Annotated in this window: 12 protein-coding genes and 1 riboswitch; of the genes, 5 read left to right on the forward strand and 7 right to left on the reverse strand. The window is 71.5% G+C overall.

All coding sequences use genetic code 11. From position 1 onward, the window contains the following. Positions 1-103: 103 nt before the first annotated feature. The 3 genes from ACFQVC_RS00520 to ACFQVC_RS00530 all read right to left on the reverse strand — a co-directional run bounded on the left by ACFQVC_RS00520 (position 104) and on the right by ACFQVC_RS00530 (position 3558). Complete coding sequence (locus ACFQVC_RS00520) at positions 104-793, reverse strand: response regulator (RefSeq protein WP_381825174.1); 690 nt, start codon at positions 791-793, stop codon at positions 104-106. Beyond that, the gene (locus tag ACFQVC_RS00525; RefSeq protein ID WP_381825176.1) at positions 790-2421 is read right to left on the reverse strand and encodes an ATP-binding protein; all 1632 of its coding nucleotides are present in this window, start codon (positions 2419-2421) and stop codon (positions 790-792) included. The genes ACFQVC_RS00520 and ACFQVC_RS00525 overlap by 4 nt, the downstream gene beginning before the upstream one ends. A 69-nt stretch (positions 2422-2490) precedes the next feature. Then, on the reverse strand, positions 2491-3558 hold the full coding sequence (locus ACFQVC_RS00530) for a sucrase ferredoxin (RefSeq protein ID WP_381825178.1): 1068 nt from the start codon (positions 3556-3558) through the stop codon (positions 2491-2493). A gap of 229 nt (positions 3559-3787) precedes the next feature. Here ACFQVC_RS00530 and ACFQVC_RS00535 point away from each other — a divergent pair, with 229 nt between their 5' ends. Further along, complete coding sequence (locus tag ACFQVC_RS00535; RefSeq protein WP_381825180.1) at positions 3788-4798, forward strand: LacI family DNA-binding transcriptional regulator; 1011 nt, start codon at positions 3788-3790, stop codon at positions 4796-4798. 162 nt (positions 4799-4960) lie between these two features. Here ACFQVC_RS00535 and ACFQVC_RS00540 read toward each other — a convergent pair whose 3' ends face one another. After that, on the reverse strand, positions 4961-6196 hold the full coding sequence (locus tag ACFQVC_RS00540; RefSeq protein WP_381825182.1) for a citrate synthase: 1236 nt from the start codon (positions 6194-6196) through the stop codon (positions 4961-4963). Between the two features lie 166 nt (positions 6197-6362). Here ACFQVC_RS00540 and ACFQVC_RS00545 point away from each other — a divergent pair, with 166 nt between their 5' ends. After that, entirely contained in the window at positions 6363-7526 is a 1164-nt protein-coding gene (locus ACFQVC_RS00545; RefSeq protein ID WP_381825184.1) for a citrate synthase, read from the forward strand. 214 nt (positions 7527-7740) lie between these two features. Here the strand turns inward: ACFQVC_RS00545 and ACFQVC_RS00550 are convergent, their stop codons facing one another. Both ACFQVC_RS00550 and ACFQVC_RS00555 read right to left on the reverse strand, forming a co-directional pair. Further along, positions 7741-7977 carry a hypothetical protein gene (locus tag ACFQVC_RS00550; protein ID WP_381825186.1) on the reverse strand — a complete coding sequence of 79 codons (237 nt, stop codon included), beginning with the start codon at positions 7975-7977 and terminating at the stop codon, positions 7741-7743. 509 nt (positions 7978-8486) lie between these two features. Next, positions 8487-9029, reverse strand: coding sequence for a DUF6082 family protein (locus tag ACFQVC_RS00555; protein WP_381825188.1), 543 nt, complete (start codon positions 9027-9029; stop codon positions 8487-8489). Between the two features lie 328 nt (positions 9030-9357). Here ACFQVC_RS00555 and ACFQVC_RS00560 point away from each other — a divergent pair, with 328 nt between their 5' ends. After that, positions 9358-10596, forward strand: a complete 1239-nt coding sequence (locus ACFQVC_RS00560) for a CobW family GTP-binding protein (protein WP_381825190.1) — start codon at positions 9358-9360, stop codon at positions 10594-10596. A gap of 35 nt (positions 10597-10631) precedes the next feature. On the opposite strand, the gene ACFQVC_RS00565 is transcribed toward ACFQVC_RS00560, so the two are convergent. Further along, positions 10632-13082: a DNA gyrase/topoisomerase IV subunit A gene (locus ACFQVC_RS00565; protein WP_381825192.1), complete on the reverse strand. Its 2451-nt coding sequence runs from the start codon at positions 13080-13082 to the stop codon at positions 10632-10634. A 306-nt stretch (positions 13083-13388) separates the two neighbouring features. Here ACFQVC_RS00565 and ACFQVC_RS00570 point away from each other — a divergent pair, with 306 nt between their 5' ends. Further along, on the forward strand, positions 13389-14759 hold the full coding sequence (locus ACFQVC_RS00570; protein WP_381827016.1) for a M16 family metallopeptidase: 1371 nt from the start codon (positions 13389-13391) through the stop codon (positions 14757-14759). A gap of 17 nt (positions 14760-14776) precedes the next feature. Then, positions 14777-16144, forward strand: a complete 1368-nt coding sequence (locus tag ACFQVC_RS00575; RefSeq protein ID WP_381827018.1) for a M16 family metallopeptidase — start codon at positions 14777-14779, stop codon at positions 16142-16144. 195 nt (positions 16145-16339) lie between these two features. Beyond that, a riboswitch (cyclic di-AMP (ydaO/yuaA leader) is annotated at positions 16340-16500 on the forward strand. The last annotated feature ends 12 nt before the right edge of the window (positions 16501-16512 follow it).

Genomic DNA, 16512 nt, shown 5'->3' on the forward strand with positions numbered 1-16512 from the left:
CGTCACCGGTGACCGGCACCGTCGACTCGGCCGCCGTCACATCGCCCTGCGGGCTCGTCCTCAATCTCTCCCAGCTACCGCTGGGAGGTGCCCCCAGACAGGCTCAATCGCCGGACAGGCTCGATCGCGCCCACTCGTATCGATGCTCAGGGCGGCCCGTGTCCCCGTACTTCAAGGTGAGCCGCACCCGGCCCGCGCGTTCCAGGAGCTTGAGATAGCGCTGGGCGGTCTGGCGGCTGAGCCCCGTACGGTCGGCGAGTTCCTGTGCGGACAGCGGCCCGTCGGCGGTCATCATGGCGCGGCGCACCAGATCGGCGGTGCCGGCGGAGTGGCCCTTGGGCAGCTCGGGTTCCGGTGTCGCCGAGAGGGCGCCGAAGATCCGGTCCACCTCCGCCTGTTCGGCCTCACCGCCGCCGTCCAGCGTGCGGCGGAGCCCCGCGTACGCCTCCAGCTTGGCGCGCAGGCCTGTGAAGGTGAACGGCTTGACCAGGTACTGGAGCGCGCCGTGCCGCATGGCCGCCTGCACGGTGGCGACATCACGCGCCGCCGTCACCATGATCACGTCGGTCTGGTGGCCGCCCTCGCGCAAGGCGCGGACGACATCGAGGCCCGTGTGGTCCGGCAGATAGTGGTCGAGCAGCACCAGGTCGACCGCCAACTCCTCGGCCATGCGCAGTGCTTCGGCGCCGCTGTGGGCCTGTCCCGCGACGCGGAAGCCCGCGACCTTGGCGACATAGGCGGCGTTCACCCCGGCGACGCGTACGTCGTCGTCCACGACCAGGACATCGATCATCGGGGTTCCTCCACGTCGACGAGCTGGGGTTCGGTCAGGGCCTCGGGCAGGACGACGGTGAACTCGGCTCCGCCGCCCGGCGCCCCGGAGGCCAGGGCGCTGCCGCCCTGCCGTTCGGCGAGGCGGCGCACGAGGGCGAGTCCGAGGCCGCGCTTGCCGTGGGCCGGCGGCTCCTTGGTCGACCAGCCCTCGGTGAAGATCAACTCCCGCTGCTCCGGGGCGATTCCGGAGCCCGAGTCCCGTACGCGCAAGGTGACGCCGCGCCCTTCCGCGCGCAAAGCCACCTCTACGCGCGCGTGGCTGCTGCCCACGGCGGCGTCCAGGGCGTTGTCCACGAGGTTGCCGACGATCGTCACCAGGCCCTGCGGGTCGATCAGACGGTCGGGCAGCAGGGTGTCGTCGGAGACGCGCAGCGAGACTCCGCGCTCCGCCGCGACCGCGACCTTGCCGACCAGGAGCGCCGCGAGCAGCGGATCGTGGAGCTTCTCGGTGAGCTGTTCGGCGGTGGCCCGGTGGGCGCCCACGGTCTCACCGACGAAGTCCACGGCGTCGTCGTACATCTCCAGTTCGAGCAGGCCGAGCAGGGTGTGCAGATGGTTGGCGTGCTCGTGGTCCTTGGCGCGCAGCGCGTCGATCAGGCCCCGGGTGGAGTCGAGTTCACGGCCCAGGCGCTCCAGCTCGGTGCGGTCGCGCAGGGTGGCGACGGCGCCGCCGTCGTCGGTGGGCATACGGTTGGCGACCAGGACGCGCTGGCCGCGCACCGTCAGCAGATCGGTGCCGGTGACCCGGCCGGCCAGGACATCGGTGGTGCGGCCCGCGCCGAGCGCCTCGTCGAGCGGCTTTCCGATGACCTCGGGGCCGAGGGTGAGCAGACGTTGCGCCTCGTCGTTGAGTAGCCGGATCCGGCCACCGCGGTCCAGGGCGACGACGCCCTCACGGATACCGTGCAGCATCGCCTCACGCTCCGCGAGCAGCGCGGAGATATCGGAGAAGGCCAGATCACGGGTCTGCCGCTGCACCCTGCGGGAGATCAGATAGGCGGCGAGCGCTCCGACGGCCAGCGCTCCGCCCGCGTACGCGAACAGGCCGGGGATGGCGTGGATCAGCCGGTCGCGGACGCTGTCGTACTCGATGCCGACCGATACGGCGCCGACGATCTCGCCGTCCGCGCCGCGCAGCGGGACCTTGCCGCGGGCCGAGCGGCCGAGGGTGCCGTTGTCGATCTCCATGACGTCCTGTCCGGCCAGGGCGTCGCTGGGGTCGGTGGAGACGACCTGGCCGATCTCGGCCGGGTTGGTGTGCGACCAGCGCACCCCGCGCTTGTCCATGATCACGACATATTCGGCGCCGGTGGCCCGCTTGATCTTCTCGGCCTCGGTCTGGACGGGCCCGTCCGCCGCCGGCCGGGTGCTGCGCAGATCCTCGGCGACCTGCGGCTGCGCCGCCGTGGTCTGCGCGATGGCCAGGGCGCGGCGCATCGCCTGGTCGTCGAGCTGGTCGCTGAGCGGGGCGAGGAAGAGACCGGTGGCGAGCACGGCGACACCGGCGGCGATCGCCAGCTGCATCAGCAGGACCTGCGAGAACACCCGCCGGGGCAGCCCTATCCGCACCCTGCGCCCGGGGCTCATGGCGACGGCGCCTTACGACCTGCGCACAGACCTGCGTACATGAAAAGGAACGGTACGGCGCCGCGCCGCTCAGCCGTTAATAACGTTGTCGACGTCACGCAGCCCGGGTGCCTCGGCCCGCACGGCCACCACATCCATGCGCGCCGGGGTGCCGAGCGCGGCCCCACAGCTCTCCGGGCGCGGCGGCTGCGCGGCGCCCCGAGCGACGGTGACCCGCCAATGGCGCCCGTCGGTGTGCGCGACGGTGACCTCCCAGCCGTCGGGGTCCGCGCCGGATCCGGTCTGTCCGCGAGGTTCGGCGCGTGCGGGGGGTTCAGTGCGTACGCGGGGTTCGGCGTCTACGCGGGGTTCGGCGTCTACGCGGGGTTCGATGCGTACGACCGAGAGGGCGCCCGCCCGGTCCTCGCCCGCCGCCGCGCGCACCGCGAGCTCCGCCGCCTGGCCGGGGCGCTCCCAGGCCGAACCGCCCCGGCAGCCCTCGGTGACGATCCGTCCCGCGCTCGCCGCGGCCAGGACCCCGCGGACCTCTTCGGCGCCGATGCGGCCGTACGCGTATCCGTACGGCAGCACGAGCAGCGTGGGCGAGAAGCGGTGGCCGCCGAGGTGGGTGATCTCCCAGGTGCCCGCCTTGCCAGCCTCGCTCGCCTCGGCCAGTTCCGCGGCGAGCGGGCGGCCGAGCAGGGCGCAGCAGCGGTCGCGTTTGCCGTTGGTGCAGACGAGAGCGAGGGGGCCGCCCTCGTGCGGCACCGCCCCGAGTGCGGTGTCGAAGCTGTGCGGGTCACCCTTGCCGAGCGCCGCGAAGTCCAGGCGAAGGAGCCGGGCGGGGTCGTCGGTGACGGCGCTGTGCAGCCACAGGTCGCGCGAGCGCGGGTCGACGTGCGCGGCGAAGACGCGGCGCCGCGCGGCGGCGTGGCAGTCGGCGTGCCGGCCGGGGCGGCGGATCAGGGCGACGCGGACGCCGGTGCCGTCGGCCGCGGATTCCAGGGCACGGCCGAGCTCCGGGTCGAGATGACTGGAGGTGAGGGCCTTGGCGCCCCAGGGGCCCGACTGCTCCACCAGCAGCCAGGTCCTCGCTGTGGCGGCGGTGCCCGCGAGCGGCTCGTCGAGGTCCCGCGAAGCGGTGGCACACGTACTCACATAGGTGAGCCTAGCCTGAACGGGGTTGGGCGGTGCGGTGGTTGTTCCCGGGCACCGGCCCGTACGCTTCCCGGACACCGGCCCGCACCCTTCGTGGGCACCGGCACCCCGGCACCCCGGCACCCGGCACCCCGGCACCGGCGCCCCGTGTCTCAGGGCCCCAGCCTCCCGCCCGCCGATTTCGCAGACCCCGCAAAAGCAGTGCAACGCTTGCACTAATCTTGCGGACATGACGCGACGACTTGCTCAAGTGGCCAAGAAGGTCGGGGTCAGCGAGGCCACGGTCAGCCGGGTGCTCAACAACAAGCCCGGGGTCTCCGAGGCCACCCGGCAGTCCGTGCTCTCGGCGCTCGACGTGCTCGGCTACGAGCGCCCGACCCAACTGCGCGGCGAGCGGGCCCGGCTCGTCGGCCTGGTCCTGCCGGAGCTGCAGAACCCGATCTTCCCCGCCTTCGCCGAGGTGATCGGCGGGGCGCTCGCCCAGCAGGGCCTGACCCCGGTCCTGTGCACCCAGACCAAGGGCGGTGTGTCCGAGGCGGATTACGTGGAACTGCTGCTCCAGCAGCAGGTCTCCGGGGTGGTGTTCGCGGGCGGCCTGTACGCGCAGGCGGACGCCCCGCACGATCACTACCGGCAGCTGGCCGACCGCAAGATCCCGGTGGTTCTGGTGAACGCGGCCATCGAGCACCTCGGTTTCCCCGCCGTCTCCTGTGACGACTCGGTCGCCGTGGAGCAGGCCTGGCGCCATCTCGCCTCGCTCGGCCACGAGCGCATCGGTGTCGTCCTCGGCCCCGCCGACCACCAGCCGTCCCTGCGCAAGCTCACCGCCGCGCGGGCCGCGGCGAAGGCGGGTGGCGGTGAACTGCCGGACGAGCACGTGGCGCGCGCGATGTTCTCCCTGGAGGGCGGGCAGGCGGCCGCCACCCGGCTCCTGGAGCGCGGGGTCACCGGGATCATCTGTGCCAGCGACCCGATCGCGCTCGGCGCGGTGCGGGCCGCCCGCCGCCGTGGTCTCGAGGTGCCGGGCGAGGTGTCGGTGGTCGGCTTCGACGACTCGGCGTTCATGAACTGCACCGAGCCGCCGCTGACCACGGTGCGCCAGCCCATCGAGGCCATGGGCCGGGCGGCCGTCGAGCTGCTCGCCCTGCAGATCGGCGGCAGCTCGGCGCCGACCGAGGAGCTGCTTTTCGAGCCGGAGCTGGTGGTGCGAGGCTCCACGGGGCAGGCGCCGCGGGCTTAGCGGTACGACGGCACTGGGCGCGTGCGCGGGTTTAGCGGTACGACGGCACCGGGTGCGGCCGCGGGCGCGAGGCGGCCGGTGGAGTCGGCGGCTCGTCGGCCCTGAATGGCCCACTGTCAATTAATTGCGGGATTCACGCGACATATTGGACTCCGGCGCCCTTCACGGAACCGGCCTCGGCGGACGGGGCCCCGTATAGCGCCCGCTCGGCCGCATCCGCAGCGGCCGTTCCTCGTACTCCTCGATGGCGTGCGCGATCCAGCCCGCCGTACGCGCCACCGCGAAGATCGTCTCGCCGGCCTCCGCGGGCATCCGCGCCGCCACCGACAGCGCGGCGAGCGCGAGGTCGACATTGGCGTGCAGGTCCGCGTGGCGGGCGGTGGTGGCCGCCACCTCGCGGGCCGCGTTCACCGCGTCGTGCGCGGCCGGCAGCTCCTCCAGGACCTCGAACAGAGCCTCCGCGCGCGGGTCCTGACCGGGGTACAAGCGGTGGCCGAGGCCCGGGATCCGGCGTCCGGCGCGCAGATGGTCGGCGACCACCGGGGCCGCGCTGCCGCGCTCCATGACCTCCGTCAGCATCCGGTGCGCCAGGCCGCTGGCCGCCCCGTGCAGCGGTCCCTCCAGGGCGCCGAGCCCGGCCGAGACCACGGCGTACGGGTGGGAGTGCGCGGACGCCGCGACCCGCACGGCGAGCGTGGACGCCGCCAGATCGTGGTCGATGAGCAGCGCAAGTGCCGTGTCCAGAGCGCGGATCGAGGTCGCGTCGGCACGCCGTTCGGTGAGCCGTGACCACAGGCGCGGCGCGAGCCTGCGCTCATCCGCGCGGCAGCGGCCCACCGTGGGCAGGGCGTCGACCAGGGTCGGGATCAGACCACGCGCCGTGCCGAGCACGGTGTCGGGGGACAGGTCGAAGCGCAGCGGATCGCAGGTGGCGGCGGCGACGGCGGCGACCCGAAGGCGGTCGGTCGGGCCCGCGGTCCCGGGCAGGGACGCCACCGCGCGGCGGGCGACGGCGAGGGTCTCCTCGGGGGCGGTGAACCGGATGCCGGGCTGCAGGACGCCGGTCCAGAGCCAGTCGGCGATCTCCTCATAGCCGTGCCGGCGGGCGAGTTGGACCGCGTCGACGCCGCGGAAGTAGTAGCGGTCCTTCTCGATCAGGGTGATGCCGGTGTCGATCTGCTGGGTCACGTCGCCGCCGCGGGCGGGCTCGCGGCGGCCCTTGCGTACGAGTGCGTCGACCTCTTCGGGGTCGAAGGTGCTGCCCTTGGAGCCGGCCCCGCGCCGGCTGGAGAGCTGGCCCCGGCTGACGTACGCGTAGACCGTCTCCGGCTTCACACCCAGGCGCTCGGCCACTTCTCTGGTCGTGAGCCGGCGGCCTTCCGCCCGCTGATCGTTCATGGGCCTCACCGTATCCGTCCGGATGCAGGGGACTTGGCCGTAGGGGACGGCTCGGGTTCTCCGTATGGCTCGTAGGCACGGGTATGTATCGGCATATTGATTCAATCAATATTGACACTGATTGAGTCAATCATAGACATTCAAATCAACCTCAGGGAGGACCATCATGTCGATGAACGGGACCACCGCTCCTGTCGCCCCCGTGCCGCGCGGTCTCGCCGGCGTAGTCGTCACCGACACCGCGCTCGGTGACGTACGAGGGCGCGAAGGCTTCTACCACTACCGCCAGTACTCGGCCGTCGAGCTCGCGCAGACCCGCAGCTTCGAGGACGTCTGGCATCTGCTCGTCCACGGCGAACTGCCCACCGCGGAACAGGCGCGGGAGTTCACCGCCCGCACCGCCGCCCTGCGCTCACTGCCCGACGAGGTCCGCGACGCACTGCCGGTCATCGCCCGCGCCTCCGTGCTCTCCGGCCCGCTCGCGGCCCTGCGCAGCGCCCTGTCCCTGTTCGGTGCCGCGAAGGACTTCCGTCCGGTGTACGACATCGACGCCGGCCGGCGCCGCGAGGACGCCCTGGCGGCGAGCGCCGTCGTGCCGACGCTGCTGACCGCGCTGTACCGCCTGGGCCAGGGCCTCGACCCGGTCGAGCCCCGCGCGGACCTGCCGTACGCCGCCAACTACCTCTACATGCTCACCGGTTCGGAACCGGACGACGCCCGCGCGCGGGCGGTCGAGCAGTATCTGATCTCGACCATCGACCACGGCTTCAACGCGTCCACCTTCACCGCCCGGGTCATCACCTCCACCGGCGCGGACGTGGCGGCCTGCCTGACCGGCGCTGTCGGCGCGCTGTCCGGACCGCTGCACGGCGGCGCCCCGAGCCGCGCCCTGGACACCCTCGACGCGATCGGCACTCCGGAGCACATCGACTCCTGGATCCGCCGGCGCGTACTGGCCGGTGAACGGATCATGGGTTTCGGGCACCCCGTCTACCGCACCGAGGACCCCCGCTCCCGCATGCTGCGGGGCATCGCCGAGCAATTCGGCGGCCCGCTCGTCGAGTTCGCGGTGGAGGTCGAGCGGCAGGTGGAGGCGATACTCGCCGAACTGAAGCCGGGCCGCGAACTCCACACCAACGTCGAGTTCTACGCCGGTGTGGTGATGGAACTCTGCGGTCTGCCCCGCGAGATGTTCACTCCGACCTTCGCCTCGGCGCGTGTCGTCGGCTGGAGCGCCAACATCCTGGAGCAGGCCCAGGACCCCAAAATCATCCGCCCCGCGGCCCATTACGCGGGCCCGCCCGCACCGCAGCCGGTGCCGCTGCCGTAGCGGAAACGGTCAGGGGGGCGGGGGCTCTCGTGCCGGTCCCGGTCAACTGGACGGCCCCGCGCGGTGGCGCTCCGCCGTATCCCTTCCGGTGACGGCGAAGCGCGCGTCGCGCAGACGGCCGGGTGGGGCTGCCCGGGGCAGCCGACCGGGCGGGACTGCCTGGGCGGAGACCGGGCGGGGCCGCATCGGCGGACGGCGGGGTGGGGCCGCCCGCCTAGGCCTCCGGGATGTCCGCCCTGGCCCGCAGCAGGGTCTCCCTGCTGATCACCACGATGCGCTCGTGGTCGGCGCGGCCGGCGTCGGCCGGTAGTTCGCTGTCGAGCGTCGCAGTGGCCTCCGTGCCGATGACGGCGAAATTGCCGTCGCTCAGCTCGAAGATGTCCGGACATGTCTCGCCGGAGAGGCTGCCGCGTTCACGAGGGGACGCACCAATGCGACGCACGATCTTCAAGGGGATCCCGGTCCTTGGAACAGTTGAGGGTAAGGGCGGGGAAAGATTAGCCCCTCGGAAGTTCCCGGTGCTCTCGGGAGTAGCCCAAGTGGGTTTCAAGTCGCCCTGTCCGGCGGGGGGTTCACGGAACACTCGGCGGCGCGCGCCGGGGCGCCCGCACTTTTGTGCCGGTCCGTCACCTGTCCAGGTACGCACCCCGGGTGCCCCCGGGTGCCCCTCGGTGGCGCCGGGTGCTCCCCCCGGTACGCCCTCGCGGCGCGTGCCGGTGAGGCCGATTCGGGTCCCTGGAGCGTCTCTCGGCGGGCCCGCCACCGGAACCGGCGGGCGGCCCGTCACCGGACCCGCCACCGAAACGGCCGGCCGGCCTCTCACCGGGCCCATCACCGGACCCGTCGCCGGAGCCGCCGGCCGGCCTCTCACCGGGCCCATCACCGCGCCCGCCGCCGGGCCCATCACCGCGCCCGTCACCGGACCCGTCACGGGCCCGGTGCCTGGAGGCCCAACTGGCCCTACTCGGCCGGTGGTTCCCCCACCACCCACCACTCGTCGCCGTCCGACTCGTCCAGGTCGCGGATGAGGCCGTCCACCATTCGGCCGACCTTCGCCTCGTCCGACGCCTCTTTGAGGCTCGCCCGTTGATGGCGGGTGGCCTCCCAGTACTCGCGGAAGACCGGGTTCTGGCAGATCACCCGAAGGTGTCCGTAGAGCTCTTCCAGGCTGACGATGCCGATGCGGAAGGCGTGCAGGGCGTTCGTATAGAGCGCGTTGGCGAACAAGTACTGGCGCCGGGTGGTCGGCTCGGCCTCGACGGTGCTGATGACGGCCGCCAGATCCGGGTCGTTCATGGCGGTGGTGAGCAGGTCGAACTGCAATCGGTGCTGGTTGGTGAGGTCGGCGTGCCGGTGGCAGTGATCGGTGTGCTCGAGCTGTTCGACCCGTAGACGCAGTTCTGTGTACCTCCGCTCCCTCGCGGCCAGCAACGCCAGTGCACCCGTCGCGCAGGCGAAGGCGGCAGAGCCGAGGCGTCGCGTTCCGTATTTCTGTGTGGCCATGTCAACCCCCGAGTCAGGCGACCGTCCGCCGGCCGTCGGGTGCGGGGCGACAGGGGAGCGGGACCGGCGAGCGGTGGGCGGCGCGCTTGCCGCCTCCCAGGGTGCCGAGCGGCTCTGATCGGCAGGAGGCGGAGAGGAGGCGCACGGAGGTATGCGAATGTCTTAACAACCGGCGCCGTGCCCAATGTGTGCCCCGCACGCGCCGCTAACAATCGTTCACTTCGCGCCCCTGCGGGGCCCTGTCGTGGCTCCGGCGCCACTCGGGAGCGCACAAAAGGGCGCACTTATCCTGGGCCGGAAGCAGGCGGTGTCGTACGAAAGGTCCAGTGTGAGCAAGCGGCAGATCCCCGTCGTCGTCCTCGCGGGGTTTCTGGGGTCGGGCAAGACCACCCTCCTCAACCGGCTTCTGCGGTACAGCGGGGGCAACCGGATCGGCGTCATCGTCAATGACTTCGGTGCCATCGAGATCGACGCCATGTCCGTGGCGGGGCAGGTGGGTTCGACGGTCTCGCTCGGCAACGGCTGTCTGTGCTGCGCCGTCGACGGCAGCGAACTCGACACCTATCTGGAGAAGCTCACCCGGCCCTCCGTGGGCCTCGATGTGATCGTGATCGAGGCGAGCGGTCTAGCCGAGCCCCAGGAACTGGTCCGGATGCTGCTCGCCAGCGAGAACCCGTACATCGTGTACGGCGGGCTCGTCGAGGTCGTCGACGCCGCGGAGTTCGACGCCACGAGGGAGCGGCATCCCGAGATCGAGCGCCATCTCGCCCTCGCCGACCTGGTGCTGCTCAACAAGACCGACCGGGTGGACGAGGCCGGTCTTGAGCGGCTGCGTACCGCCGTGGGCGGGCTCGCCGACGGAGCGGCCGTGGTCGAGTCGACGTATGGACGTATCGACCCGGAGCTTCTCTTCGACGGCAAGCCGAAGGGGGAGCGGTTCGGGCAGCTGTCCTTCGACGATCTCCGGGACGGCGACGGTCCGTGTGACGGCTACGGTCCGTGCGAGGGCGAGCATCTGCACGACGGCGAGCATCTGCACGAGGGCGGCGTGGAAGGGCACGCGCGCCACGCGCATCTGCATGCCGCGTACGAGAGTCTCTCCTTCACCTCGGACACCGCCCTGCACCCGCGCCGGCTGCTCGACTTCCTCGACGCGCGGCCCGAAGGGCTCTACCGCATCAAGGGGTTCGTCGACTTCGGCGCGCACGACCCGGGCAACCGGTACGTCCTGCACGCCGTGGGCCGCTTCCTGCGCTTCTACCCGGAGCCGTGGCCCAGGGATGCCGAGCGGGTCACGCAGCTCGTGCTCATCGGCTCGGGCGTCGAGGGCGGCAGGCTGCGCGCGGACCTGGAGGGATGCCGGGACACGGAACCGCAGGACGCCCGGGCCGAAGCCATGTGGGGCGTCCTGCGGTACGTGGACGAGCGTGAGCCGGAGTCGGAGCCAGGGCCCGGAACCGGGGCCGAAACCGGGGCCGAAACCGGAGCCGAAGCCGAAGCCGAAACCGGGGCCGAAGCCGAAACCGGAGCTGGGCCCGAGCCCGCGCTCGAGCCCGGACTCGGGTAGCCGCTGCACTGAGGCCGGGGCCGGGGCCGGGGCCGTTACACAGGCCCCGCGACGAACGCCACCGGCTTCGACAGCGAGACGCCCGAGCCGTCACGGCGCGGGTCGACCTCCGGCAGCTCGGCCGGTGTGCCGTTCCGCTGTGCGGCCCGCGCGGGCACCGCGCCCGCCCAGGCCAGGGACAGGCAGTCCTCGCCCTTCAGGAACCGCTGGCAGCGCACACCGCCGGTGGCGCGGCCCTTGCGCGGGTACTGGTCGAACGGGGTGATCTTGGCCGTGGTCTGCACCGAGTCGTCGAGCGTGCCGCGCGAGCCCGCCACCGTGAACACCATGGCGTCGACCGCCGGGTCCACCGCCGTGAACGAGATCACCTTGGCGCCCTCGGTGAGCTTGATGCCTGCCATGCCGCCCGCGGGACGGCCCTGCGGCCGCACCTGGGACGCCTGGAAGCGCAGGAGCTGGGCGTCGTCCGCGATGAAGACCAGATCCTCCTCGCCGGTGCGCAGTTCGGCGGCGCCGACGATGCGGTCACCGTCCTTGAGGGTGATGACCTCCAACTCGTCCTTGTTCGACGGATAGTCGGGGACCACGCGCTTGACGACGCCCTGCTCGGTGCCGAGCGCGAGGCCCGGCGACGACTCGTCGAGCGTCATCAGACAGACCAGCGTCTCGTCGCCCTCCAGGCTCAGGAACTCCGAAACCGGCGCCCCGCCCGAGAGGTTGGGCGCGGACGCGGTGTCCGGGAGCTGGGGCAGATCGATGACATTGAGCCGCAGGAGGCGGCCCGAGGAGAGCACCGCGCCGACCTCGCCGCGCTGGGTCGCGGGCACCGCGGAGATGATCACGTCGTGCTTGACGCGCTTGGCCTCGGCGTCGAAGGAGACCTCGCCATTGGCCGTGCGCGCGAGCAGGCCCGTCGAGGACAGGAGCACCCGGCACGGGTCGTCGGCGACCTCGAGGGACACGGCCTGCGCGGGCGTGCCCGCGGATTCGAGCAGGACCGTGCGCCGGTCGGTGCCGAACTTCTTCGCCACGGCGGCCAGTTCGGAGGAGACCAGCTTGCGCAGCTCCTGGTCGGAGTCGAGGATCCGGGTGAGCTCCTCGATCTCCGCGTTGAGCTTGTCGCGCTCCGACTCCAGCTCGATGCGGTCGTACTTGGTGAGGCGGCGCAGCGGGGTGTCCAGGATGTACTGCGTCTGTGTCTCGCTCAGGGAGAAGCGCTCCATCAGGCGCTCCTTGGCCTGCGCGGAGTTCTCGCTGGAGCGGATGAGGCGGATCACCTCGTCGATGTCGAGCAGCGCGACGAGCAGGCCCTCCACCAGGTGGAGACGGGCGCGCTTCTTGCCGCGGCGGAACTCGCTGCGGCGGCGTACGACATCGAAGCGGTGGTCCAGATAGACCTCGAGGAGTTCCTTGAGGCCCAGGGTGAGGGGCTGGCCGTCCACCAGAGCGACGTTGTTGATGCCGAAGGACTCCTCCATCGGCGTCAGTTTGTAGAGCTGCTCCAGGACGGCCTCGGGGATGAAGCCGTTCTTGATCTCGATGACCAGGCGCAGCCCGTGGTTGCGGTCGGTGAGGTCCTTGACGTCGGCGATGCCCTGGAGCTTCTTCGCGCCGACCAGGTCCTTGATCTTGGAGATGACCTTCTCGGGGCCGACGGTGAAGGGCAGTTCGGTGACGACCAGGCCCTTGCGGCGCGCCGTCACGTTCTCCACGGCCACCGTCGCGCGGATCTTGAAGCTGCCGCGGCCCGTCTCGTACGCGTCCTTGACGCCGGAGAGTCCGACGATGCGGCCGCCGGTGGGCAGGTCCGGGCCCGGGATGAACCGCATCAGGGTCTCGAGGTCGGCGCCCGGGTGCTTGATGAGGTGGCGGGCGGCGGCGATGACCTCGCCGAGGTTGTGCGGCGCCATATTGGTCGCCATGCCGACGGCGATGCCCGACGAGCCGTTCACCAGGAGGTTGGGGTACGCCGCGGGGAGGGCGACCGGCTCCTGCTCCTGACCGTCGTAGTTCGGGGCGAAGTCGACCGTGTCCTCTTCGATCGACTCCGTCATCAGCGAGGTGGCGTCGGCCATCCGCGCCTCGGTGTACCGCATCGCGGCGGGCGGGTCGTCGTTGCCGAGGGAGCCGAAGTTGCCGTGGCCGTCGACCAGCGGCACGCGCATGGAGAACGGCTGGGCCATGCGCACCATGGCGTCGTAGATCGAGGCGTCGCCGTGGGGGTGCAACTTACCCATGACCTCGCCGACGACGCGGGCGCACTTCACATAGCCGCGGTCGGGGCGCAGGCCCATCTCGTTCATTTGGTAGACGATGCGGCGCTGCACCGGCTTCATTCCGTCGCGCGCGTCGGGCAGGGCGCGGGAGTAGATGACCGAGTATGCGTACTCGAGGAAGGAGCCCTGCATCTCGTCGACGACGTCGATGTCGAGGATCCTCTCCTCGAAGTCGTCCGGCGGCGGGGTCTTCGTGCTGCGGCGGGCCATCGCTGCTGCGGCTCCTTCACGTTCCTGTGCGGGGCAATCTCCAGTTCTGACGCGGACCATTGTGGACCGAGCCACTGACAACGCGGACCGCGACCCGTCCAATCCGCCCTCGCGAGGGCCTCAGAGCATCGCTTACGGCGTACCCGGAGGATCGCTCACGGCGTACCGGCACCGGGAACTTCGCCAGATGTCCGCGCGCTTGCATACAGTGACAGGACTGCCTTGACGTCTGCCATGACGACCGTCATCCGGGCACGTCACCGGCGCGCCATCCCCGTACGTCATCTCGCGATCGAAGGGACTTACATGCCCATGGGTCATACGGCCACGGCCGAGGCCGGCTCCGGCGGCCTGACAGCGACCGAGCACCGCCTCGCCAACGGCCTGCGCGTGGTGCTCTCCGAGGATCACCTGACCCCGGTCGCCGCGGTCTGCCTGTGGTACGACGTCGGCTCCCGCCACGAGGTCAAGGGCCGTACCGGCCTGGCCCATCTCTTCGAGCACCTGATGTTCCAGGGCTCCGGCCAGGTGAAGGGCAACGGCCACTTCGAGCTGGTGCAGGGCGCCGGGGGCTCCCTCAACGGCACCACGAGCTTCGAGCGCACCAACTACTTCGAGACGATGCCCGCCCACCAGCTGGAGCTGGCCCTGTGGCTCGAGGCCGACCGGATGGGCTCGCTGCTCACCGCGCTCGACGACGAGTCGATGGAGAACCAGCGCGACGTCGTCAAGAACGAGCGCCGCCAGCGCTACGACAACGTCCCTTATGGCACGGCGTTCGAAAAGCTCACCGCGCTCTCCTACCCGGAGGGCCACCCCTACCACCACACCCCGATCGGCTCGATGGCCGACCTGGACGCGGCCACGCTCGAAGACGCCCGGAACTTCTTCCGCACGTACTACGCGCCCAACAACGCGGTCCTGTCGGTCGTCGGCGACATCGACCCCGAGCAGACCCTCGCTTGGATCGAGAAGTACTTCGGCTCCATCCCGGGCCACGACGGCAAGCAGCCCCCGCGCGACGGCTCCCTGCCCGAGCGCATCGGCGAGGAGCTGCGCGAGGTCGTCGAGGAGGAGGTGCCGGCCCGCGCCCTGATGGCCGCCTACCGCCTCCCGGAGGACGGCACGCGCGCGTGCGACGCCGCCGACCTGGCCCTGACCGTCCTCGGCGGCGGTGAGTCCTCGCGGCTCTACAACCGCCTGGTGCGCCGCGACCGCAGTGCCGTCGCCGCCGGCTTCGGCCTGCTCCGCCTCGCGGGCGCCCCGTCGCTCGGCTGGCTGGACGTCAAGACCTCGCACGACGTCGAGGTGCCCGTGATCGAGGCCGCCGTCGACGAGGAGCTCGCCCGGTTCGCCGACGAGGGCCCCACGCCCGAGGAAATGGAGCGCGCCCAGGCCCAGTTGGAGCGGGAGTGGCTCGACCGTCTCGGCACGGTCGCGGGCCGCGCCGACGAACTGTGCCGGTACGCCGTCCTGTTCGGTGACCCGCAGCTCGCCCTGACCGCCGTCGGCCGGGTCCTCGACGTCACCGCCGACGAGGTGCGGGAGGTCGCCAAGGCCCGCCTGCGCCCCGACAACCGCGCGGTGCTCGTGTACGAGCCCGTGACCCCCGAAGACGGCGCAGAAGCCGACGGGACCGCCGAGCAAGCCGCACAGGAAGAGGAGGCGGCGAAGTGACCGAGCAGCTCGCCACCATGGAGTTCCACCCGCAGCCCCAGGCGGGCGCGGCCAGGCCCTGGGCGTTCCCGGCCCCCGAGCGCGGCGCGCTGCCCAACGGCCTCACGGTCCTGCGCTGCCACCGCCCCGGCCAGCAGGTCGTCGCCGTCGAGATCAGCCTGGACGCGCCGCTCGAAGCCGAGCCCAAGGGACTTGACGGCCTTGCCACCATCATGGCGCGCGCCTTCTCCGAGGGCACCGACAAGCACTCCGCCGAGGAGTTCGCCGCCGAGCTGGAGCGCTGCGGCGCCACGCTCGACGCGCACGCCGACCACCCCGGTGTCCGGGTCTCCCTCGAAGTCCCGGTCTCCCGGCTCTCGAAGGCGCTCGGCCTGCTCGCCGACGCCCTGCGCGCCCCGGCGTTCGAGGACAGCGAGATCAAGCGCCTCGTGCGCAACCGGCTCGACGAGATCCCGCACGAGATGGCCAACCCGTCGCGCCGCGCGGCCAAGGAGCTCTCCAAGGAGCTGTTCCCGGCCACCTCGCGCATGTCGCGGCCGCGCCAGGGCACCGAGGAGACCGTCGAGGCCATCGACGCCACCGCGGTGCGGGCCTTCTACGACGCGCATGTGCGGCCCGCCACCGCGACCGCCGTCGTGGTCGGCGACCTGGAGGGCACCGACCTCGACGCGATGCTCGCCGAGACCCTGGGGGAGTGGACGGGCAACACGGCACAGTCGCGCCCCGTCCCGCCCGTCGTCGCCGACGACACCGGCCGTGTCGTCATCGTCGACCGTCCCGGCGCCGTCCAGACGCAGCTGCTCATCGGCCGCGTGGGACCCGACCGGCACGACAGCGTCTGGCCCGCCCAAGTCCTCGGTACCTACTGCCTGGGCGGCACCCTGACGTCCCGACTGGACCGCGTCCTGCGCGAGGAGAAGGGCTACACCTACGGTGTGCGGTCCTTCGCCCAGGTGCTGCGTTCGGGCCCGGACGGCAGCGGCGCCTCCATGCTCGCCATCAGCGGCTCGGTGGACACACCCAACACCGGCCCGGCTCTGGACGACCTGTGGAAGGTGCTGCGTACGCTCGCGGCCGAGGGCCTCACGGACGCCGAGCGCGATGTCGCCGTACAGAACCTCGTCGGCGTGGCCCCGCTGCGCTACGAGACGGCGGCGGCCGTCGCGGGCACCCTCGCCGACCAGGTCGAGCAGCATCTGCCCGACGACTTCCAGGCGCAGCTGTACCGGCGTCTGGCGGAGACCGGCACCGTGGAGGCCACCGCGGCCGCCGTGAGCGCCTTCCCGGTGAACCGTCTGGTGACGGTCCTCGTGGGCGATGCCGCGCAGATCGCCGAGCCCGTGAAGGCGCTCGGTATCGGTGAAGTGACGGTTGTCACGGGCTAGTAGAAGCGGGCGACGGACCTCGGACCCCGGTGGTGTATGTGCCACCGGGGTCCCGTTATGTCCGAAATTTCAGGGTGGTTGAGGGTCTGCCCTGTGGCGTGCACTACAAAAGGCCCGTTGTGTTTGTGGTTTGAAAGATGTCCCGTTTAGCGTCGGTCCGGCTGTTCGTCAGCAATGCGCCGCACCCGCGGCACCGAACAGTCATCGCCGAGTCCCCGCATGGCGCGAGCCAGGGGAGCCGGGGACCCACTCAGTCCCTGGGGTGAATCGGAGGCCCTCCTGACCGGGGGCGTCCGTAGGAGACCTTCCTGCTCCGAACCCGTCAGCTAACCCGGTAGGCGAGAGGGAAGGAAAGGACACAGCCACTT

The organism is Streptomyces monticola, assembly GCF_042665355.1.
Lineage (GTDB): Bacteria > Actinomycetota > Actinomycetes > Streptomycetales > Streptomycetaceae > Streptomyces > Streptomyces monticola.

What these genes read in the sequence shown, in the direction of transcription:
- ACFQVC_RS00520 (WP_381825174.1), bottom strand. Translation starts at nt 793, where the DNA reads ATGATCGATGTCCTGGTCGTGGACGACGACGTACGCGTCGCCGGGGTG.
- ACFQVC_RS00525 (WP_381825176.1), bottom strand. Translation starts at nt 2,421, where the DNA reads ATGAGCCCCGGGCGCAGGGTGCGGATAGGGCTGCCCCGGCGGGTGTTC.
- ACFQVC_RS00535 (WP_381825180.1), top strand. Translation starts at nt 3,788, where the DNA reads ATGACGCGACGACTTGCTCAAGTGGCCAAGAAGGTCGGGGTCAGCGAG.
- ACFQVC_RS00540 (WP_381825182.1), bottom strand. Translation starts at nt 6,196, where the DNA reads ATGAACGATCAGCGGGCGGAAGGCCGCCGGCTCACGACCAGAGAAGTG.
- ACFQVC_RS00545 (WP_381825184.1), top strand. Translation starts at nt 6,363, where the DNA reads ATGTCGATGAACGGGACCACCGCTCCTGTCGCCCCCGTGCCGCGCGGT.
- ACFQVC_RS00555 (WP_381825188.1), bottom strand. Translation starts at nt 9,029, where the DNA reads ATGGCCACACAGAAATACGGAACGCGACGCCTCGGCTCTGCCGCCTTC.
- ACFQVC_RS00565 (WP_381825192.1), bottom strand. Translation starts at nt 13,082, where the DNA reads ATGGCCCGCCGCAGCACGAAGACCCCGCCGCCGGACGACTTCGAGGAG.
- ACFQVC_RS00570 (WP_381827016.1), top strand. Translation starts at nt 13,389, where the DNA reads ATGCCCATGGGTCATACGGCCACGGCCGAGGCCGGCTCCGGCGGCCTG.
- ACFQVC_RS00575 (WP_381827018.1), top strand. Translation starts at nt 14,777, where the DNA reads ATGGAGTTCCACCCGCAGCCCCAGGCGGGCGCGGCCAGGCCCTGGGCG.